The sequence below is a fragment of the Mycobacterium sp. 852002-10029_SCH5224772 genome (assembly GCF_001667315.1).
Lineage (GTDB): Bacteria > Actinomycetota > Actinomycetes > Mycobacteriales > Mycobacteriaceae > Mycobacterium.
The window spans coordinates 61,718-82,864 of record NZ_LZHT01000015.1; the positions used below are offsets into that span (position 1 = coordinate 61,718).

The window sequence follows — 21,147 nt, forward strand, 5'->3', positions numbered from 1 at the left end:
TGACGGGTCCTGACGCCGGCGACCGCCCGGCGCACGAAAAAGCCCCGGGCGGACCCGGGGCTTTTTCGTTTTTTCGTTGCCGAACTAGCGGTAGTCGCTGTAGCCGTAGTCGTCCAGCGGCACCGCGGCACCGGTGGCCGCGCCGAAGTCCGGGCTGTAGTACTGATCCTCGTAGGACGGGATCGTGTACGCGGCGGCCCGGGCCTCCTCGGTCGGCTGCACCGCGATGTTGCGGTACCGGTTGATCCCGGTACCGGCCGGGATCAGCTTTCCGATGATCACGTTTTCCTTCAGACCCTGCAGCTTGTCGCTGCGGCAGTTGATCGCCGCATCGGTCAGCACGCGCGTGGTCTCCTGGAACGACGCCGCGGAGAGCCACGAGTCGGTGGCGAGGCTCGCCTTCGTGATGCCCATCAGCACCGGACGTCCGGCGGCGGGCTCGCCGCCCTCGGCCACCACCCGGCGGTTCTCCGCCTCGAACTCCGCACGGTCGATCAGCGAGCCGGGCAGGAACTCCGTCGCGCCCGAGTCGATGATGGTGACGCGGCGCAGCATCTGGCGAACGATCACCTCGATGTGCTTGTCGTGGATCGACACACCCTGGGCGCGGTAGACCTCCTGGGTCTCCCGGACCAGGTGGATCTGCACCTGGCGGGGACCTTGCACGCGCAGCACCTCGTGCGGGTCGGCCGAGCCTTCCATCAGCTGCTGGCCCACCTCGACGTGGTCGTTGTCGGAAAGCACCCGCTCGGAACCGTCTTCGTGCTTGAACACCCGCAGCCGCTGCCGCTTGGAGAGCTTGTCGTACACGACCTCCTCGCCACCGTCATCGGGAACGATGGTGATCTTGTAGAAGCGCTCACCCTCCTCGAGGCGGACCCGCCCGGTGACGTCGGCGATCGGCGCCTTACCGCGCGGCACCCGCGCCTCGAACAGCTCCTGGACACGCGGCAGACCGCCGGTGATGTCCTCACCGACACCACCCTGGTGGAACGTGCGCATGGTCAGCTGCGTGCCGGGCTCACCGATGGACTGCGCCGCGACGATACCGACGGCCTCGCCGATGTCGACCAGCTTTCCGGTGGCCATGGACCGCCCGTAACAGGTCGCACATACCCCGGTGCCGGTGGTACAGGTCAGCACGGAGCGCACCTTGATCTGCGTGATGCCCGCGGCCAGCAGGGCCTCGATCGACGGGTCACCCAGGTCTTCACCACGCGCTACGACGACCTTGCCGGCCTCGTCGACCGCGTCGGCGCCCAAAGTCCGTGCGTACGCCGAGGTTTCGATGTACGGGTCACGGATCAGGGTGCCGTCCGGCTGGCGCTCGGCCAACTCGACGAGGATGCCCCGCTCGGTCTCGCAGTCGTGCTCGCGGACGATGACATCCTGGCTCACATCCACCAGACGACGGGTCAGGTACCCGGAGTCGGCGGTACGCAAAGCGGTGTCCGCCAAGCCCTTTCGAGCACCGTGGGTGTTGATGAAGTACTCCAGCACGGTCAGGCCCTCGCGGAACGACGACTTGACCGGACGCGGGATGAACTCACCCTTCGGGTTGGTCACCAGACCCTTCATGCCGGCCAGCGTTCGGGTCTGGGTGAAGTTACCCGTGGCACCCGAGTCGACGATCGTGATGATCGGATTGTCGGCCGGGTAGTGCTCACGCAGCGCCTGACCGACCTCGTCGGTGGCTTCCTTCCAGATCTCCACCAGCGCCTCGTTGCGCTCGTCGTGGTTCAAAGCACCACGCTGGAACTGCTTTTCGACCTTTTCGGCCCGCTCCTCGTACTGGTCGAGAATCTCCTTCTTGCGCGGAGGCACGAGCACGTCGGCCATCGACACGGTGACACCGCTGCGGGTCGCCCAGTAGAAGCCGGCGTCCTTGAGCTTGTCCACGGTCTGCGCGACCACGATCATCGGGTAGCGCTCGGCCAGGTCGTTGATGATGGCGGCCTGCACCTTCTTGTGCATCTGCTTGTTCACGAACGGATAGCCCACCGGCAGCAGCTCGTTGAACAGCACCCGGCCCAACGTGGTCTCGGCCAGCCAGGCGTCGCCCGGCCGCCAGCCGTTGGCGCCGAACACCTCGGTCTCGATCTCGGCCGGCGGACGCAGCTGGGTCAGCCGCACCTTGATCTTGGCCCGCACCGACAGCACGCCACGGTCGGACGCCATGATCGCCTCGGCCGGTGAGGAGTACACCCCCACCTCGGGCTCATCCTTGGCGGCCGCCTTGAATTCGCCCTTGTCACCGTCGACCTCGGTGGTCAGGAAGTACAGACCGGTCACCATGTCCAGACGCGGCATGGCCAGCGGGCGGCCCGACGCGGGCGACAGGATGTTGTTACTCGACAGCATCAGGACGCGGGCCTCGGCCTGCGCCTCGGCGGAAAGCGGCAGGTGCACCGCCATCTGGTCACCGTCGAAGTCCGCGTTGAACGCCTCACACACCAACGGGTGCAGCTGAATCGCCTTGCCTTCCACCAGCATTGGCTCGAAGGCCTGGATACCCAGCCGGTGCAGGGTGGGTGCGCGGTTCAGCAGCACCGGGTGCTCGGCGATGACCTCTTCGAGGACATCCCACACCTGGGGACGCTGCCGCTCCACCATGCGCTTGGCGCTCTTGATGTTCTGCGCGTGGTTGAGGTCGACTAGCCGCTTCATCACGAACGGCTTGAACAGCTCCAGCGCCATCAGCTTGGGCAGACCGCACTGGTGCAGCTTCAGCTGCGGACCGACCACGATGACGCTGCGGCCCGAGTAGTCGACACGCTTACCGAGCAGGTTCTGGCGGAACCGGCCCTGCTTGCCCTTGAGCAGATCGCTCAGCGACTTGAGCGGGCGGTTACCCGGCCCGGTGACCGGGCGGCCACGACGGCCGTTGTCGAACAACGCGTCCACGGACTCCTGCAACATCCGCTTCTCGTTGTTGACGATGATCTCGGGCGCGCCGAGGTCGATCAGCCTCTTGAGGCGGTTGTTCCGGTTGATCACGCGGCGGTACAGGTCGTTCAGGTCGCTGGTGGCGAACCGGCCACCGTCGAGCTGCACCATCGGGCGCAGTTCCGGCGGAATCACCGGCACGGCGTCGAGCACCATGCCCATCGGCGAGTTGCCCGACTGCTGGAAGGCGGCCACCACCTTGAGCCGCTTGAGGGCGCGAAGCTTCTTCTGCCCCTTGCCGTTCTTGATGACGTCACGCAACGTCTCGGCCTCGGCGTCGATGTCGAAGTTCTCGATCAGCTTCTGGATCGACTCCGCGCCCATGGCGCCGGTGAAGTACTCGCCGAAGCGGTCGATCAGCTCGCGGTAGAGGTTCTCGTCGACGATCAGCTGCTTGGGAGCCAGCTTGGTGAAGGTCGTCCAGATCTCCTCGAGCCGGTCCAGCTCACGCTGGGCCCGGTCGCGCAGCTGGCGCATCTCGCGCTCGCCGCCGTCACGAACCTTGCGGCGCGCGTCGGCCTTGGCACCCTCGGCCTCCAGCTCGGCCAGGTCGGCCTCGAGCTTCTGGGCGCGGGCCTCCAGATCGGCATCGCGCTGGTCCTCAATGGCCTTGCGCTCCACCATCATTTCGGCCTCGAGCGTCGAGAGCTCGTTGTGGCGCATCTCGTCGTCGACCGAGGTGATGACGTAGGCGGCGAAGTAGATGATCTTCTCGAGATCCTTCGGCGCCAGGTCGAGCAGATATCCCAGCCGCGACGGCACGCCCTTGAAGTACCAGATGTGAGTGACCGGGGCAGCCAGTTCGATGTGGCCCATCCGCTCACGACGCACCTTGGCGCGAGTCACCTCAACGCCACAGCGCTCACAGATGATGCCCTTGAACCGGACGCGCTTGTACTTGCCGCAGTAGCACTCCCAGTCGCGAGTCGGTCCGAAGATCTTCTCGCAGAACAGCCCGTCCTTCTCTGGCTTCAGAGTGCGGTAGTTGATCGTCTCCGGCTTCTTGACCTCGCCGTAAGACCATTGCCTGATGTCCTCCGCGGTGGCCAGGCCGATACGGAGTTCATCGAAGAAGTTGACGTCGAGCACGTAACTCCCTTTCCCCTTGCGGGTTTAGTTACCAATACGAGGCTGGCTTGAGCAGCAATGAGCTTGCCGCTAGGCCAGGTCCTCAACAGACGCAGATTCGTTGCGGGACAAGTTGATCCCCAGGTTCGCCGCGGCCCGCTCGAGGTCCTCGTCCTCGCCTTCGCGCAATTCGATCGCCGCGCCGTCCGAGGAGAGCACCTCGACGTTGAGGCACAGCGACTGCAGTTCCTTGAGCAACACCTTGAAGGACTCGGGGATGCCCGGCTCCGGGATGTTCTCGCCCTTGACGATCGCCTCGTACACCTTGACCCGGCCGACCGTGTCGTCGGACTTGATGGTCAACAGCTCCTGCAGTGTGTACGCCGCGCCGTAGGCCTGCATCGCCCAGCACTCCATCTCACCGAAGCGCTGGCCGCCGAACTGCGCCTTACCGCCCAGCGGCTGCTGGGTGATCATCGAGTACGGCCCGGTGGAGCGAGCGTGGATCTTGTCGTCCACCAGGTGGTGCAGCTTCATGATGTACATGTAGCCGACGGTCACCGGGTACGGGAACGGCTCGCCGCTGCGGCCGTCGAACAGCACCGACTTGCCGTCGCCGTCCACCATGACCTCACCGTCGCGGTTGGGCAGCGTGCAGGACAGCATTCCCTGCAGCTCCTCCTCCTTGGCCCCGTCGAACACCGGCGTCGACACGATCTGACTCGGCTGCGCGTGCCGCAGCTCCTCAGGCAGGTTGGCCGCCCAGTCGGGTGAGCCGTCGATGTTCCAGCCGGACTTGGCGACCCAACCCAGGTGGGTCTCCAGGATCTGGCCGATGTTCATCCGTCGGGGCACACCGTGGGTGTTCAGGATGATGTCCACCGGCGTGCCGTCCGGCATGAACGGCATGTCCTCCTGGGCCAGGATCTTGCCGATCACACCCTTGTTGCCATGCCGCCCGGCCAGCTTGTCGCCGTCGGAGATCTTCCGCTTCTGGGCCACGTAGACGCGCACCAACTCGTTGACGCCGGCCGGCAGCTCGTCGTCGTCCTCGCGGGAGAACACCCGGATGCCGATGACCTTGCCGGACTCGCCGTGCGGCACCTTCAGCGAGGTGTCGCGGACCTCCCGGGCCTTCTCACCGAAGATCGCGCGCAGCAGCCGCTCCTCCGGCGTCAGCTCCGTCTCCCCCTTCGGGGTGACCTTGCCGACCAGGATGTCGCCGTCGCGGACCTCGGCCCCGATGCGCACGATGCCGCGCTCGTCGAGGTCGGCCAGCACCTCGTCGGAGACGTTCGGGATGTCCCGCGTGATCTCCTCGGCGCCCAGCTTGGTGTCGCGGGCGTCGATCTCGTGCTCCTCGATGTGGATCGAGGTGAGCACGTCCTCCTCAACCAGACGGTTGGAGAGGATGATCGCGTCCTCGTAGTTGTGCCCCTCCCACGGCATGATTGCCACGAGCAGGTTCTTGCCCAGCGCCATCTCGCCGTTCTCGGTGCACGGACCGTCGGCGATCACCTGGCCGGCCTCGACGCGGTCACCCGCGTCGACGATCGGCGCCTGGTTGGCGCAGGTGCCGTGGTTGGACCGCTCGAACTTGCGCATCCGGTAGGTGTGGCGGGTGCCGTCGTCGGCCATCACGGTGATGTAGTCGGCAGAAACCTCCTCGATCACCCCGGCCTTCTCCGCGACGACGACGTCGCCGGCGTCGATCGCGGCGCGCAGCTCCATGCCGGTACCCACCAGGGGCGCCTCGCTGCGCACCAGCGGAACCGCCTGGCGCTGCATGTTGGCGCCCATCAGGGCCCGGTTGGCGTCGTCGTGCTCGAGGAACGGGATCATCGCGGTGGCCACCGACACCATCTGGCGCGGCGACACGTCCATGTAGTCCACCTCGGACGAGGGCACGTACTCGACCTCGCCCGCCTTGCGGCGGACCAGGACACGCGACTCCTCGAACCGGCCGTCGGCGTCGATCGGCGAGTTGGCCTGCGCCACGACGTGGCGGTCCTCCTCGTCGGCGGTCAGGTAGTGGATCTCGTCGCTGATCACACCGTCGACCACCTTGCGGTACGGCGTCTCGATGAACCCGAACGGGTTGACCCGCGCGTATGTCGCCAACGAGCCGATCAGACCGATGTTGGGACCCTCCGGGGTCTCGATCGGGCACATCCGGCCGTAGTGCGACGGGTGGACGTCACGGACCTCCAGGCCGGCGCGCTCACGGGACAGACCGCCGGGGCCCAGCGCCGAGAGGCGGCGCTTGTGGGTCAGCCCGGACAGCGGGTTGTTCTGGTCCATGAACTGGCTCAGCTGGCTGGTGCCGAAGAACTCCTTGATCGCGGCGACGACCGGCCGGATGTTGATCAGGGTCTGCGGCGTGATGGCCTCGACGTCCTGAGTGGTCATCCGCTCGCGGACGACGCGCTCCATCCGCGACATGCCGACCCGGATCTGGTTCTGGATCAGCTCGCCCACGGTGCGCAACCGACGGTTACCGAAGTGGTCGATGTCGTCGGTCTCCACGGGAACCTCGGAGCCACCGGGCACCGTCATCGTCGGCTGGCCTTCGTGCAGGCGCACCAGGTACTCGATGGTGGCGACGACGTCCTCTTCGGTCAGCGTCGAGCTGGTGATCGGCGCACCGACATTCAGGCCGAGCTTCTTGTTGACCTTGTAACGACCCACCCGGGCCAGGTCGTAGCGCTTCTCTTTGAAGAACAGGTTCTCCAACAGAGTCTGCGCGGACTCCTTGGTCGGCGGCTCGCCCGGACGCAGCTTGCGGTAGATATCCAGCAGTGCCTCGTCGGTGCCGGCGGTGTTGTCCTTCTCCAGCGTCGACATCATGATCTCGGAGAAGCCGAACCGCTCGTGGATCTGCTCGTTGGTCCAGCCCAGCGCCTTGAGCAGCACGGTGACCGGCTGGCGGCGCTTGCGGTCGATGCGCACGCCGACGGTGTCGCGCTTGTCGACATCGAACTCCAGCCAGGCGCCGCGGCTCGGAATCACCTTGACGCTGTGCAGCAGCTTCTCGGTCGACTTGTCGATGGTCTCGTCGAAGTACACACCGGGCGAGCGGACCAGCTGGCTGACCACGACACGCTCGGTGCCGTTGATGATGAAGGTGCCCTTCTCGGTCATCATCGGGAAGTCACCCATGAACACCGTCTGGCTCTTGATCTCACCGGTGTTGTTGTTGATGAACTCGGCCGTGACGAACAGCGGGGCCGCGTACGTCATGTCCTTGTCTTTGCACTCGTCGACCGGCGCCTTGACCTCGTCGAAGCGCGGGTCGGAGAACGACAGCGACATCGAGCCGGAGAAGTCCTCGATCGGCGAAAGCTCTAAGAGCACCTCTTCGAGGCCGCCCACCGGGGTGACCCCCGCGGCCTTGCCCTCGCCGCGTGCGGCGGCCGCCTCACGCCACCGCGGCGCGCCGATCAACCACTCGAAGGCGTCGATCTGCACGTCAAGCAGGCCGGGAACCTCGAGCGGTTCGCGGAGCTTGGCGAAGGAAACTCGGTTGGGCGCTCCAGGCACGGAGCTGTTTGAGGAACTTCCGTTAGAGGAACTCGGTCCGTTAGAGGAACTTTGTGGGCGATCCGTTTTGCTCTGGCGGAAATCAGCCAAGATGCATCCTTCCAGCACCTCGTGCGACTAACGAAGGCCGGGATCACCGGCCAGCTCGCCGCGAATTTTGTCGGTTCGGCCGGCGAACGATCTGTCCGGATCTCACGCGCAACTAAAGAACTAAGCCACGTAATGGGGCTCAGGCTTAGACCACAGTGTCAGGTGGCGGGTGAGGTGGGCAGGAGGTAGCCAGCGCAACGTCCAACAATAGCGCAGGACGGCGCATTCCTCAACTTCCCAGCACTAGGAGTCCAGGGATATCGGCGCTGGCTGGCATCTCGACATTCCGCTGGATTCATGCTGCCCAACAGACTGGCTCGTTTAGGGCCCGTCGTCAAGAGGGCGGGCCGCCGTGTTACGCGGAGTTATCGCGCAACCGGCGGCCGGGATGTCCTAGTCGCCGATCTCGTGCGCGCGGTACCTGTGGGTGCCCTCGAGGTCGTCGAGGATGGCGGTCTGAGCCGTCTTGGGCAGGGTGTGCAGAATCTCGCGCACCCGAGCCTGGCGGCGCGCGACGGCCTTGCGCTCGGGCATTCCGGGCGACGCGACGATCTGCGGGGGCACGCCCTCGATCTCCTCGACACCGCCCGCATGCTGTCCCGCATCCAGCGCCGCCTGCTCTTCGGCCATGGTCGCCTCGTCCTTTTCCTCGGACATGCCGATCGGCCCGATGCGGCGGCCGTTGAGGAACTGCCGCACGACCGGCTCGTCGCTCGTCAGCAGGACCTCGCGGGGGCCGAACATGACCAGCTTGCGCCGGAACAACATGCCCATGTTGTCCGGCACGGTGCGGGCGATGTTGATGTTGTGCGTCACGATCAGGACGGTGGCGTCGATCTGGGCGTTGATGTCGAGGATCAGCTGGCTCAGGTAGGCGGTACGAACCGGGTCAAGGCCGGAGTCGGGCTCGTCGCACAGGATGATCTGCGGGTCCATCACCAGAGCGCGGGCCAGGCTGGCGCGCTTGCGCATACCGCCGGAGATCTCACCGGGGAACTTCTTCTCATCGCCGCCGAGACCGACCAGGGTCAGCTTCTCCATGACGATGTCACGGATCTCGCCTTCCTTCTTCTTGGTGTGCTCGCGCAGCGGGAAGGCCGCGTTGTCGAAGAGATTCATCGAACCGAACAGGGCGCCGTCCTGGAACATCACGCCGAACAGCGTGCGGATCTCGTAGAGCTCCTTGGCCGAACACTGCAAGATGTCGGTGCCGTCGATGACGACCGAGCCGCGCTCCGGGCGCAACAGACCGATCAACGACTTCAGGAACACCGATTTGCCGGTACCCGACGGCCCCAGCAGGACGCTGACCTCCCCGGCGGGGATTTCCAACGTCACGTCTTCCCAGATTCTCGAGGAACCGAAGGACTTCGTAAGTCCATTCACCTCGATTGCGACGCCCATGGGAAATCCTTCCGTCGACACTCGTGCCCGCCACCTGCCCTTTTGTGTGGCATGAGTCACTGTAGCGCACAGCTGCCACACGGCATCAGGGTTGCCGAACACGGCGGAGAAAAAATTGGCCGTGCTGAGATCAGCCGGAAGCCCCGACGGCGCAACTTATTTGACGTACGTGTTAGCCAGCCGGCGCCCAGTTGCCGTGGAAACCCATCGGCACCCGCTGCGGCAGATGCACGGTGGCGACGTGCTCAAGCGTCTGCGCATCCAGTAACACGAGTTGGCCTTCGGCGCGCTCGCGGTGATATCCGAAGCCCATCAGGATGCCGTCGTCCTCGGTGCGCGCCGCGGGGTTGGGCACAAAGGACATCTCGCCGAGCAAAAGGCCGGCATCGACCTCGGCGGTCGTGCTGGTGGCGGTGGCGTAGTCGTGCTTGTACAGGGCGGTGGACATCTCGGAGGTCCCGCCCGACAGGTACCCGCCGTCGGTGCCGATGGTGTAGCCGAACCGGTGCCGCCCGCCCAGCAAGGCCTCGTTGATACGCGGGAACTCCTGGGGGCGATCGTCGCGGCGTTCGCTGTCCACCGACCCCGTCGCCAGGTTGACGGTCCAGCGATCCAGCGTCGGCCGGCTGTCGCCGGGACCGCGCAGGTCACGGTCGAACATCCGCGAGTAGCGCACCACGTCGAGCACCAAAACCTCTGCCCCGTCGCGCATCTCGGAGTAGGCGTTGAGCGGGTGGTAGACGTAACAGGGCTCGATGTCGAACCAGCGGACGTCCCGATTGCCGCCGTCGCGCGGCATGACCCCGATGCGCGCCGGGTAGTCGTCGTCCCACCTGTAGGGCATCCGATTGGTCGGCTGCCGATTGCGATTGATCGCCGTGGTCATCGGGCTGGGCATCCGCACCCGCCCGATCAGTGACTGCATGACCAGCCGGGCCGGCGCACTCAGCCAGCGGGGCACGTTCGTCGGCATCACCTGGATGGGGTCGAATGTGACCGGCAGGTCGTAGATCACCACGTACTTGTCGGTCAGCGAGAAGTCGTGCATCATCGGCGACCCGCCCACCTCGATGTCGACGGTGCGCCGGGCCCGGCCCGCGGTGTCGATCACCGAGTACTGGACGGTCCGCCCGCGGGTGAACGAGTAGGACACCGCGTGCAGCTCGCCGGACCGAGGATCGGCGTGCGGATGGGCGGTGTATCCCCCGAACAGGGTGCCGTCGAAATCGCAGGGCCCCTCGGTGTCCAGCTCGTCGGTCAGGCGGTAATTCGCCCCGCCCCCCTCGACGAGCGCAAGTGTTTGTCCGGCATGGCTCAGCACATTGGTGTTGGGTCCGACGGAGAGCATGCCTGCCCGTGGGTTCAAGCCGCTGGGCGCCGGTTCGCCGAGTGCGTCGCAGACGTGGGTGGTGCGCACCCACCGGTTGCGGTACCAGCACGCCTCACCGTCGCGCAGCGCGACCCCGTGCACCATGCCGTCGCCGCTGAACCAGTGGTAGACGGCCGGGTCGACCTCGGCGACGGGGTTGGGGCCGTTGCGTAGGTAGCGCCCGTCGAGGTGGTCGGGGATGCGCCCGGTGACCGTGAGGCCGGTGGCGGTGACCTCCGCGCGCACCGGGGCCAGGAAGCCTTCGAGGTACGGATTCGCCGACGTTTCGATTCTCGTGGTCGTCATGGCTGAACTCCTATAACATCGTTATTTCAGCGTTATTGGCACGCTACGCCCCGGGTGAGAGGATGGCAAGGATGGCTTCGGAGATGCAGGGCAGCGTCCACAGTGTTCGCAGCGTTCGTCAGGACATGCTGTCCGCGGCGGTCGACCTGCTGCACGAGCACGGCCCCGACGCGCTGCAGACCCGCAAGGTGGCCGGCGCCGCGGGCACCTCGACGATGGCGCTGTACACCCATTTCGGCGGGATGGGCGGGCTGATCGCGGAGGTGGCCGAGGAGGGTCTGCGGCAGTTCGACGCCGCGTTGGCCGCCCCCGAGACCGACGACCCGGTCGCCGACCTGTACGTGATCGGTGCCGCCTACCGGCGCTACGCGATCAAGCGCCCGCACATGTATCGGCTGATGTTCGGCAGCACCAGCGCGCACGGCATCAACGCACCCGCCCACAACGTCCTGACGCTGACGATCGACGAGATCGAGCGCGGCTACCCCAGCTTTGCGCACGTCGTGCGCGCGGTGCACCGGTGCGTACTGGCGGCGCGGATCGGCGCCGGCGCGGCCGATGACGACGCGGCGGTGGTGGCGGTAGCGGCCCAGTTCTGGGCGTCGATCCACGGGTTCGTCATGCTGGAACTGGCCGGCTATTACGGCGATGACAGCTCGGCCGTGATCCCGGTGCTGAGCGCGATGACGACGAACCTGCTTGTGGCCCTTGGGGATTCACCGGAGCGGGTGGCCCAGTCGCTACAAACTGCGATGCACGCACACTGAGCGCACGAAACCCCCGGGATCTCCATCCCGGGGGTTTACGCGAACTGACTTACTTGACGGTGACGGTGGCGCCGGCGGCCTCGAGCTTGGTCTTGGCCTCGTCGGCGGCCTCCTTGGCGACCTTCTCGAGCAGCGGCTTGGGCGCGCCGTCGACCAGGTCCTTGGCCTCCTTGAGGCCCAGGCCGGAGACGATCTCGCGGACCACCTTGATGACGCCGATCTTCTTGTCGCCGGCGGACTCGAGGATCACGTCGAACTCCGACTGCTCCTCGGCGACCTCGGCGGGCGCACCACCGGCGGCCGGGCCGGCCGCGGCGACGGCGACCGGGGCGGCCGCGGTGACCTCAAAGGTCTCCTCGAACTTCTTGACGAAGTCGGAGAGCTCCAGCAGGGTCATTTCCTTGAACGCGTCGAGCAGGTCGTCGGTAGACATCTTTGCCATGGGTGTGGGTCCTTCCTTGTTTTTCCCAGGTTCGGGGTGGGTTGTTATTCGGCTTCGGCCGGGGTTTCCGGAGCCTCAGTGGGTGTTTCCGAAGCTGGTTCTGGGGCGGGTTCCGCGGCGGCGGCGGGTTCGGGAGCTTCCGGGGCGGCGGCCGGAGATTCTGTGGCCTTCTTCTCTTGCAGCGCGGCCGCGAGCCGGGCGACCTGCGACGCCGGGGCGTTGAACAGCCCGGCCGCCTTGGCGAGGTTGCCCTTCATCGCGCCGGCCAGCTTGGCCAGCAGCACCTCGCGCGACTCGAGGTCGGCGATGCGCTCGACTTCGGCGACCGTCAGCGCGCGGCCGTCCATGTAGCCGCCCTTGATGACCAGCGCCTTGTGCTCCTTGGCGAAGGTCTTGATGGCCTTGGCGGCGTCGACCGGCTCCCCGGTGATGAACGCGATGGCCGTCGGGCCGGCGAACAGTTCGTCGAGGCCGTCGACCCCGGCTTCCGAAGCAGCCCGCTTGACCAGCGTGTTCTTGGCCACCGAGTAGGTGGCCGAGCCGCTCAGCGAGCGCCGCAGCTCGGCCAGGTTGGCGACCGTCAGACCGCGGTACTCGGTGATCAGGGTCGCGGTTGATTCCTTGAACTGCTCGGCGATGTCCGCGACGGCGGTGGCCTTGTCAGCCCTGGCCATGCCTACCTCCTGAGGTGAGTCGTGCGACGTGTCGTCTCGATTCCCCGAAAACGACGAACGCCCCGGCGCAGGAAGCGGCCGGGGCGCAAAACACGCCGGCGCGAGCCGGCGTTGGTGCCTCGTCCTCCTGCGTGGGCCGCCGGGATACTCCCGGACCTTCAACCGATTGCTCGGTGACCGACGGTCTTCGGTGGAACGGCTAACACCATAGCGTGGCCTGGGCGGTCAGCCAAAACGGAGCTCAGATGACGGCTCAGACGACCGCCAGGGTCAGCAGGACGAGCACCGCCACCAACAGGATTACCCGTAGCCGGTGCAGTCGATCCCACCGCAGCGCGAGCTGGCGCGAGAGCTCGCCGGTGGCCGGCCATTTGGCGATGCGGTTGTTGATGGGTACCAACACGGTGACCGACAGCAAAACGACCAACGCCATCAGGGCGCCGGCGGCGCCGAACAGCCAATCGCGCGGCGCTGCGCGCTCCTTGATGGCGAGCGCCACCAACAGCAACAGGCTGAGGGCGTACCAGAACGGCAACGTGGTGCCCAGCGCTCGGGCGGCGCCGCCGCGGGCCGCGCGGAAGGCGTCGTCAGGCAGTCGCGCGATGAGCGGGTGGAAGAACACCGCGACCCCCAGCTCCACGCCCACCAACAGTCCCGTGATCACAAGCGCGAGCGCGTCGATGCTGTGGTTCATGGCAGTCAGCGTAAGGATCTGACTGGGGCGGCCTGCGGCGCGTCAGCTGAGGGCCGCGAGCCGGGCTGCCCCGATCAGACCGGCTGCACCGCCGAGCTGCCCGGGCACCACCCGCAGCCCGGACAAGAAATCCAGCCCGGCGTAGTCGGCCAGCTTGGCCCGTAACGGGTCGAAGAGCAGCGGCCCGGATTTGGCCACCCCTCCCCCGATCACGACGAGGTCCAGATCGCAGACCGCCCCGACCGAGGCGATCATCGCGGCGAGCGCGTTGGCCGATCGGTGAAACGCCCGCTGAGCCAACGGGTCTCCGGCCGCCGCCGCGACGGCCAGGTCGCTGGCGCCCGCCCCGGGCGGCGCGGACCACCCGTTTTCCCGCGCCCAGCGCACCATCCACGGTCCGGACGCCACCGTCTCCACGCAGCCGTGGCCACCGCACGTGCACGGCGCGCCGTCCAGTTCGACCACGACGTGCCCGACGTGACCGGCGTTGCCGGTGCGCCCGGTGTAGGGGGCGCCGTCGAGCACCAGGCCGCCGCCCACCCCGGTGGAAACCACCATGCCCAGCAGGAACCGGGCGTCCGGGCCGGCGCTGCGGCCCGCCCCGATCCAGTGCTCCCCCAACGCCATACACACACCGTCGCCGCCCAGCACGACCGGCAACCCCGGCACCGTGGCCGCGACCTTGTCGCGCAGCGGGAAACGGTCCCAGCTCCCGATGTTGATCGGGCTGACCGACCCGGTGCGCAGGTCGACGGGCCCGGCCGACGCGATGCCGACGGCGGCGACCGCGCCGTCCGCCGCCCGGACCGCGTCGGTGATCATCGCTTCGACGACGGCCCACACGTCGTCGGCGCAGGTGGTGACCGGGGTGGGGCGGACCGCCGTGTACACCAGCGCACCGCCCGAATCGACCAGTGCGGCAGCGATTTTGGTGCCGCCGATGTCCAGACAGAGGGTACGCATGGCGTTCAGTGCCGGTGGGTGTTGTCGGGTTGACGGGGGTCGCCGGGGTGCTCGTGGCCCGGCGCGAGCCGCACCAGCTCGGCGCGCCGAGCGTCCAGCCACAGCCGGAAGGCGCGCCGCCGCGCGGCACCGCGCAGATGCTCGGCGATCACCGATCCCACCTCGCGCAGCGGTGGCGCGGCCGACGCCGTTGTGCGCCAGCCATTTTGGCCCCCTCGGGTCGTGGCGAACCGCAGCGGGTTGCGGGCGTGATAGGCGGCCACCTGGTCGTCGCTGACCTGCACCGCGGCGGTGACATCGGCGAACAGCGCCCGGGCGCGCGGATCGGCCAGCACGGCCGCGGCGATGCTGCCGATCTCGAGCCGTGCGGTCGCGTCGGGCAGCAGCTCGGCCTCGGACGGCGCGCCGCGCGGGGTCAGCCCCCGCGCGCCCGCCTCCGCGGCGACCACGCGTTGGGTCACGATCAGTTGGGTCAGCCAGCGCCGCAGCTGGCGGCCCTCCCGGGTGCCGCCGGCCGGCAGCGCGCCCGCTCCCCGCGCGGCGCGCAACCGGTTTTCGGCGGCGTCGAGGACAGCGGACGACACGGGGACGCCGGCGACGGTCGCGATCGGCCGGCCGCTCATGTCACCGTCACCTGTACCGCGGGCGAGTAGACCAGCCGCCCGGCGCAGCCGATGCGGACCAGCGCCCACCACTGGCCGGGTTCCAGCCAGGGCGGCGGGGTCAGGCGGAAGTCGAGGTCGACGGTGCCGCGGGCGGGCAGCACCGCGCCGAGCGCGGCGGGGCCCATCCATTCCCACGTGCCCCAGGGGCTGATCAGATGCGCCTCGAGCGTCAGGTCGGCCCGGCCGTGGGTACCGACGGTGACGGTCAGGTCACCCGCTTCGCCGGGCCGCAACGTGACCCCGGTGGGCCCGTCGGCAAGGTAGACCAGCTCGCCGGGGTCGACCGGCCCGCCGCCCACGGTCACCACGCACACGTCCTCCACCCCCTGCCGCCAGGGGGCCGGGATTTCATCCCCGGTGAGGCGCAGCTCGGCCCGGACCGGGTAGAGACCCGGTGCGGCGCGGGCCGGGACCGACACCACCACGTCGGCCTCCAGGTGGCCGCCGCTGCACAGGGTGAAGGGCAGCTCCGCCGGTGCGGCAGACCAGCCGTCCGGACACGCCAGGACGACCGCGCCGCGCAGCGTGGCGTCGCTGCAGTCGCTGGCCGCGGTGAGACGCATGGTCACCTGGGCGCCGGGCTGCGCGCTGATCAGCGTCGGGTGCAGGTGGGCGACCGCCGGCAACCCACCGAGCGGCGCGGGGCCCCGGTTGTGCAGCCAGTAGCGGGCGTACAGGGGTTGGGCAACCTCGGCCTGCGGTGCCAGCCCGACGGCGGGCGACGGCGCGGCGGGCGTGTCGAGGCGGGCGAGCACGGTCGCCACCTGGTAGCCGTGCAGGTCGACCGAATCCAGGCGCTCGGCTGGGCGTTCCAGGAGATCGGCGCGCCGCAGCTCGCCGATCGCCGCGAAGTCCGAGCCGAGGACGACGCGGGTGGCCGCACCGGTCGTTTCCACCAACCGCAGCGCGACCGCGTTGGGGTCGAGCGGCGCCGCGCTGCCCGCGGTCAGTGGATTGCCGGCCGCCTTGAGGGCCGCCAGGTGCACCGATTCGGCCTGCTCGACGTGTAGCAGCGAACCGGCCGGCGGCAGCGCGCCGGGGCCCCGGCCCCCGGCGACGGCGAGGAGCGGCTGGGAGAACTGCGCGCTGCGGGCGGGGATTTCGGCGCGCCGCCAGTCGCCCCGTCCGCTGACTAAGGCGTAGTCGAAATCATGGGTCCAGTGCTGAAGCTGGAAGTTGGAGCCGTCCGGCGCGGTGCGGCGCGGGTCGTCGATCCAGATGCCCGACGGCCAGCCGGTGCAGGAGCGCATCAGCGCGGTGTGCAGGGTGCCCTCGGTGTCGACGGCGAAGCTGGGCACCCCCCGGTTGAGCAGGGCGACGGTGCGATCCTCGAACGCATCCGCTCCCGACGGGTGTTGCTGCGCGACGACGATCTCGGCGTCACGCAGGTCCTCGGCCACCGACGCGATCCCCGCCCGCAGGCCCTGCTCGTCGCGGCCGTCGATCACCAGCACCGGCAGCGCCCGCAGTCCGCGCAGGTCGGCGCCGGGCGCCCACACCGCGGCCAGCGGCGTCTCGGCGGGCACCCACACCCTGGCCCGGCCGGTCGCCGCCAGCTGGCGGTCCAGTTCGGTGGCGTACATCGGATCGGCGTGGGCCAGCACATCCTTGGTGAAGGCGTTGCGACCCGGCCCGCCCAGCGCGATCCGCACGTCGGGCAGGTTGGAATCCACCTCGAGGTGGCCGTAGCGCGGCTTGTCCGCGGCGCTGCAGGTGGCCGTGACGCCGGCGCGGACCAGCGCCACCATCAGCTCGCGGGCCAGCGGCGCGGACATCGTCTCCGCCGGCGACACCACCTCGGCGACCGAGATCGCCCGCACACCGGCCCCCGACACCCGGACCCGGGCCGCCGAGGACAGGCCGAACCAGCCGTACGCGGGGTTGTCCAACGTCCAGAGGTGCCGGGCGGTGTCCACCGAGCGGGAGCCGTCGGGGGCGGCGTGCAGCAGCGCGAACCCCCGGCCGACGACGGCGTCGCCTACCTCGCTGACCGGCATGGCGCCCGGCACCGGGCACGGCCAGCGCAGCCGCACCAGCTGATCGGCGCCGGTGAACTCGTCGATCGTGGTGCGGCAGTCCACCCGCGGGACTCCCCGCCACAGCGTCAGGGTTTTGGTGTAACGCAGCAGCGTGCCGATCCGGCCGCGCACCACCACCCGCTGGCCGAGCGGACCGTGGTAGGCCTGCACCCGCGCCCGCGATTCCGACGAACACACCACCGGCCCCCTGGGCAGCAGATGCCACGGGCCCTCGCCCTGGCTCGGGTGCGACGGGTATTCCTCGTAGACGGCGAGCTCGTTGCCCACCCGGCCCTCGGCGATCAGCTCGCGGCCGTCGTCGATCAGCGAGGCGACCGCCCCGCCGCGGGCCGCGTCGACCTCGAGCCGGTAGTGCTCGTTGGCGATCACCGCTCCCGGCGCCGGCGCCCAGCCGCGCGCCCCGTCATCGGTGGGAACCAGCCGATAGGCCCGCCAGCCCAGCGACGGGACGTCGCGGGCCAGCCAGGTGACCGAGCTGCCGCCGTGCTCGACAAGCGCGGGCAGCTCGGCGCCGTCGGCGTCCAGCACCCGCACGCCCGCGCGCAGCGGCGGGTCGACCCGGGCGGTGACGAGGTCGTCGCGCCGGTGGGCCAGCGGGTTCCACACGACCACGTCCCCCTCGACCGCACCGGACAGCAGCGCCAGCGAGTTGTCCCGGGCCGCGCGGCCCAACTCCCACGCGTCGCGCCAGCCAGTCAGCAGGTCGAGGTAGACCTGGTCGGATTCCGAGCCGGTGATCGCGTCGTGGTGTGCGCCGTAGGCCAGCTGCACCCACGCCTTGGCCAGGGCGGCATGCGGGTAGTGGGCGCCGGCCATCAGCGCCGCGAACACCGCGAAGCGCTCGGCGGCCAAGACGGCGTTCTCCGCGGCCCGGTTGGCTTGCTTGGTGTCGATGTAGGACACGTCCTTGCCGGTGTAGATCGGGTTCATGTCCCGGGTCTGCGGTGACGGCGCGCAACCGCGCTGCGCCAGCTCCGCGCGGACCGCCGCGAAGAACTCGCGCGGCAGGGCGCACCTGAATCGCGGCCAGGTGTAGCGGGCCGCCCAGTCGCGATGGATCGCGGTGACCCACGTGTTGGGTGGGGTGTAGTCGGTGCCGACGGGCAGCAGCACGTTGCGGGTCAGCGCCACCTTTTTGAGCTGATCGAACAGCTCGTACGTGGCGTCCTCGGCGTCGCTCAGCGACGTCGCGGAGTCCATCCACCAGCCCGCCGAGTAGTGCGCGGGCATGTAGTGGGTGAGCAGGCCGCGACCCGACGGCGAGATCCACTCGAACTCGCTGCAGAACTGCATGCCGCCCAGGCCGCCGTCGCTGTGCATCGGGCCCCACTGGTGGTGCGGTCCCCGCGCCCACGAACTCGACGTCAGTCCGGCGTCGGCGGCCAGCCCCGGGAACTGCGGGTCGTGGCCGAACACGTCCAGCTGCCACGCGGTCGCCGGGTCGGCACCCAGCACGCCGCGCTGGAAACCCATGCCGTGCACCAGGTTTCGGATCGTCGTTTCCGGGCTGGTGAGGTTGGTGTTGGGTTCGTTGTAGGTGCCGCCCATCACCTCGACGCGGCCCTGCGCGATGAGCCGGCGCAGGTCGGCGCGGTCTTCGGGGCGGGTGTCCCAGTACGGCTTGAGGTAATCCACCTCGGCGAGCACGAACTTGTATTCGGGCTCGCGGCGCGCCATCTCCAGGTGTGCGTGCACGAGCTCGAAGCCGTTGGTCTGCCGGGCCCGCCCCGGCGGGTCCTCGGTCCATGCGCTGGTGTAGGCGCCCTGCGTGTTCCACCACACCGGGTCGTAGTGGAAGTGACTGACCATGAACATGGTCCAGCCGGGCTCGGCGATGATGAAGTCGAACGGCAGGTGGGCGCCGCCGGCGCGCACCTGCGCGGACCGTCGCTCGCCCACCACGGGACGCCGCACGTCGACCGGGACCTCGATCACGTCGCGGCCGGGCTCGGCGAGGACCTCCCCGCTCAGCCCGTCGCCGTCGACGCGGATCGGCGTCGGCGCGGCGCACCCCTCGACCGTGACCCGCACCAGCTGCAGCGGGACGTCCGGCGGCCCGACGAAAAGCTCGGTCGCGTGCGCCGAAACCAGCTGCATCCCCGCACTTTACGGCGTGAGAGCGAACTACGATCGGACAATGCCCGCCCTCGCCCGGCCAGTGGCCGACGAACGCAGCGCCCTGCGCGAATTCCTCGCGTTCCACCAGAGCGCGTACTTCGCCGTGTCACTCGGCCTCACCGACGAACAGGCCCGGTCCACGCCCTCGGTCAGTGCGTTGTCGATCGGCGGGCTGATCAAGCACGCCACCGGGATGCAGCGCAGCTGGATGGCGCGCGTCGCCGCCGCGCCCGACGCGCCGCCGAAAGACACCCGCCCGTTCGACCAGATCAGCAAGGAGTTCGCGGACCAGCACGTGATGGCGCCCGACGAGACGCTGGACGGGCTGCTGCGGGCGTTCGAGACGCAGAACGCGACGACGTTGCGGCTAGCCGAGACCGCGGACCTCGACGCCGCGGTGCCCGTGCCGCGGGACATCCCGTGGTTCCCCAAGGACCAGCAGGCGTGGTCGGTGCGCTGGGTGATCCTGCACGTGATCAATGAGCTGGCGCGGCACGCCGGGCATGCCGACATCATCCGAGAGACGATCGACGGCGCCACCATGTATGAGCTGATCGCCGGACTCGAGGGCTGGTCGATCCAGGGGTGGGTGCAGCCGTGGCGAAGCGGGGATCGGCCCCGGTAGAGATTGGGACTTGCCAGTACCGATTTGGCAGACTGCTGGAATGAGTTCTACCAAACATCGCGACGTGGCCAAGCTCGACCGGGTGCCGTTGCCGGTCGAAGCGGCCCGGGTAGCGGTGACAGGTTGGCAGGCCACCCGCTTCGCCGCTCGCATCGTCACCGCGCTGCCCGGCCGGGGGCGGTGGCAGCAGAAGGTGATCAAACAGCTCCCCCAGACCTTCGCCGACCTGGGACCGACGTACGTCAAGTTCGGGCAGATCATCGCGTCCAGCCCCGGGGCGTTCGGCGAATCGCTGTCCCGGGAGTTCCGCGGCCTGCTGGACCGGGTGCCGCCCGCCGACCCCGGCGAGGTGCACAAGCTGTTCATCGAGGAGCTCGGGGGCGACCCGTCCGAGCTGTTCGCCAGCTGGGACGAGGTGCCGTTCGCGTCGGCCTCGATCGCCCAGGTGCACTACGCGACCCTGCACAGCGGTGAGGAGGTCGTCGTCAAGATCCAGCGGCCGGGCATTCGCCGCCGGGTCGCCGCCGACCTGCAGATTCTCAAGCGCTTCGCCCAGGCCGTCGAGGTGGCCAAGCTGGGCCGGCGGCTGTCCGCGCAGGACGTCGTCGCCGACTTCTCCGACAACCTGGCCGAGGAGCTGAATTTCCGGCTGGAGGCGCAGTCGATGGAAGCGTGGGTGTCGCACCTGCACGCCTCCCCGCTGGGCCGCAACATCCGGGTGCCGCAGGTCTATTGGGACTTCACCAGTGACCGGGTGCTGACGATGGAGCGGGTGTCCGGCATCCGCATCGACGACGTCGCCGCCATCCGCAAGGCGGGGTTCGAGGGCGTCGAGCTGGTCAAGGCGCTGCTGTTCTCGCTTTTCGAAGGCGGGCTGCGGCACGGGCTGTTCCACGGCGACCTGCATGCGGGCAACCTCTACGTCGACGAGCAGGGCCGCATCGTCTTCTTCGACTTCGGCATCATGGGCCGCATCGATCCCCGCACCAGGTGGCTGCTGCGCGAATTGGTGTACGCGCTGCTGGTCAAGAAGGACCACGCCGCGGCGGGCAAGATCGTGGTGCTGATGGGCGCCGTCGGCACCATGAAGCCCGAAGCCGAGGCCGCCAAGGATCTGGAAAAGTTCGCCACCCCGCTGACCATGTCGACGCTGGGCGACATGTCGTACGCCGACATCGGCCGCCAGCTGTCGACGCTGGCGGACGCCTACGACGTCAAGCTGCCGCGCGAGCTGGTGCTGATCGGCAAGCAATTCCTCTATGTCGAGCGCTACATGAAGCTGCTGGCACCCAGCTGGCAGATGATGGCGGATCCGCAATTGACGGGGTATTTCGCGAACTTCATGGTCGAAGTCAGCCGCGAACACTCCTCCGACGTCGAGGTATAGGAGCGCGCGGTGCAGGTCCGCACGGGACACGCCATATCAGGCGACCTGAA

General features: G+C 68.5%; 13 protein-coding genes. 3 read left to right on the forward strand and 10 right to left on the reverse strand.

Annotated features, from left to right (window positions below; translation table 11 throughout):
* Window positions 1-84 precede the first annotated feature (84 nt).
* From A5775_RS05015 to A5775_RS05030, 4 genes are all read right to left on the reverse strand, one after another.
* Window positions 85-4,035, reverse strand: coding sequence for a DNA-directed RNA polymerase subunit beta' (locus tag A5775_RS05015; protein ID WP_067248487.1), 3,951 nt, complete (start codon window positions 4,033-4,035; stop codon window positions 85-87).
* A gap of 69 nt (window positions 4,036-4,104) precedes the next feature.
* Window positions 4,105-7,644, reverse strand: a complete 3,540-nt coding sequence (locus tag A5775_RS05020; protein WP_156660574.1) for a DNA-directed RNA polymerase subunit beta — start codon at window positions 7,642-7,644, stop codon at window positions 4,105-4,107.
* A gap of 393 nt (window positions 7,645-8,037) precedes the next feature.
* A complete protein-coding gene (locus A5775_RS05025) occupies window positions 8,038-9,048 on the reverse strand; it encodes an ABC transporter ATP-binding protein (protein ID WP_067248492.1) in 1,011 nt (336 codons plus the stop codon).
* 172 nt (window positions 9,049-9,220) lie between these two features.
* Window positions 9,221-10,723: a carotenoid oxygenase family protein gene (locus A5775_RS05030; protein ID WP_067248493.1), complete on the reverse strand. Its 1,503-nt coding sequence runs from the start codon at window positions 10,721-10,723 to the stop codon at window positions 9,221-9,223.
* Window positions 10,724-10,806: 83 nt separating this feature from the next.
* Here A5775_RS05030 and A5775_RS05035 point away from each other — a divergent pair, with 83 nt between their 5' ends.
* Window positions 10,807-11,490 carry a TetR/AcrR family transcriptional regulator gene (locus A5775_RS05035; RefSeq protein WP_369827777.1) on the forward strand — a complete coding sequence of 228 codons (684 nt, stop codon included), beginning with the start codon at window positions 10,807-10,809 and terminating at the stop codon, window positions 11,488-11,490.
* Between the two features lie 49 nt (window positions 11,491-11,539).
* On the opposite strand, the gene rplL is transcribed toward A5775_RS05035, so the two are convergent.
* From rplL to A5775_RS05065, 6 genes are all read right to left on the reverse strand, one after another.
* Window positions 11,540-11,932: a 50S ribosomal protein L7/L12 gene (rplL, locus tag A5775_RS05040; RefSeq protein WP_067248495.1), complete on the reverse strand. Its 393-nt coding sequence runs from the start codon at window positions 11,930-11,932 to the stop codon at window positions 11,540-11,542.
* A 44-nt stretch (window positions 11,933-11,976) separates the two neighbouring features.
* Window positions 11,977-12,606, reverse strand: coding sequence for a 50S ribosomal protein L10 (gene rplJ / locus A5775_RS05045; protein ID WP_067248498.1), 630 nt, complete (start codon window positions 12,604-12,606; stop codon window positions 11,977-11,979).
* Window positions 12,607-12,859: 253 nt separating this feature from the next.
* A complete protein-coding gene (locus tag A5775_RS05050; RefSeq protein WP_067248500.1) occupies window positions 12,860-13,300 on the reverse strand; it encodes an anthrone oxygenase family protein in 441 nt (146 codons plus the stop codon).
* Window positions 13,301-13,342: 42 nt separating this feature from the next.
* Complete coding sequence (locus A5775_RS05055; RefSeq protein ID WP_067248503.1) at window positions 13,343-14,263, reverse strand: ROK family protein; 921 nt, start codon at window positions 14,261-14,263, stop codon at window positions 13,343-13,345.
* 5 nt (window positions 14,264-14,268) lie between these two features.
* Window positions 14,269-14,886, reverse strand: a complete 618-nt coding sequence (locus A5775_RS05060; RefSeq protein ID WP_067248506.1) for a malonyl CoA-ACP transacylase — start codon at window positions 14,884-14,886, stop codon at window positions 14,269-14,271.
* The gene (locus tag A5775_RS05065) at window positions 14,883-19,064 is read right to left on the reverse strand and encodes an NEW3 domain-containing protein (RefSeq protein WP_067248510.1); all 4,182 of its coding nucleotides are present in this window, start codon (window positions 19,062-19,064) and stop codon (window positions 14,883-14,885) included. The genes A5775_RS05060 and A5775_RS05065 overlap by 4 nt, the downstream gene beginning before the upstream one ends.
* 61 nt (window positions 19,065-19,125) lie before the next feature.
* Between A5775_RS05065 and A5775_RS05070 the strand changes: the two genes are divergently transcribed.
* Window positions 19,126-19,710, forward strand: coding sequence for a DinB family protein (locus A5775_RS05070; RefSeq protein ID WP_067248513.1), 585 nt, complete (start codon window positions 19,126-19,128; stop codon window positions 19,708-19,710).
* A gap of 40 nt (window positions 19,711-19,750) precedes the next feature.
* Window positions 19,751-21,097: an AarF/ABC1/UbiB kinase family protein gene (locus tag A5775_RS05075; RefSeq protein ID WP_067248516.1), complete on the forward strand. Its 1,347-nt coding sequence runs from the start codon at window positions 19,751-19,753 to the stop codon at window positions 21,095-21,097.
* Window positions 21,098-21,147: the final 50 nt, after the last annotated feature.

Coding starts and splice junctions, on each gene's coding strand:
- A5775_RS05050 (WP_067248500.1), bottom strand. CDS start 13,300: ATGAACCACAGCATCGACGCGCTCGCGCTTGTGATCACGGGACTGTTG.
- A5775_RS05035 (WP_369827777.1), top strand. CDS start 10,807: ATGCAGGGCAGCGTCCACAGTGTTCGCAGCGTTCGTCAGGACATGCTG.
- A5775_RS05025 (WP_067248492.1), bottom strand. CDS start 9,048: ATGGGCGTCGCAATCGAGGTGAATGGACTTACGAAGTCCTTCGGTTCC.
- rplJ (WP_067248498.1), bottom strand. CDS start 12,606: ATGGCCAGGGCTGACAAGGCCACCGCCGTCGCGGACATCGCCGAGCAG.
- A5775_RS05065 (WP_067248510.1), bottom strand. CDS start 19,064: ATGCAGCTGGTTTCGGCGCACGCGACCGAGCTTTTCGTCGGGCCGCCG.
- rplL (WP_067248495.1), bottom strand. CDS start 11,932: ATGGCAAAGATGTCTACCGACGACCTGCTCGACGCGTTCAAGGAAATG.
- A5775_RS05075 (WP_067248516.1), top strand. CDS start 19,751: ATGAGTTCTACCAAACATCGCGACGTGGCCAAGCTCGACCGGGTGCCG.
- A5775_RS05055 (WP_067248503.1), bottom strand. CDS start 14,263: ATGCGTACCCTCTGTCTGGACATCGGCGGCACCAAAATCGCTGCCGCA.
- A5775_RS05060 (WP_067248506.1), bottom strand. CDS start 14,886: ATGAGCGGCCGGCCGATCGCGACCGTCGCCGGCGTCCCCGTGTCGTCC.
- A5775_RS05030 (WP_067248493.1), bottom strand. CDS start 10,723: ATGACGACCACGAGAATCGAAACGTCGGCGAATCCGTACCTCGAAGGC.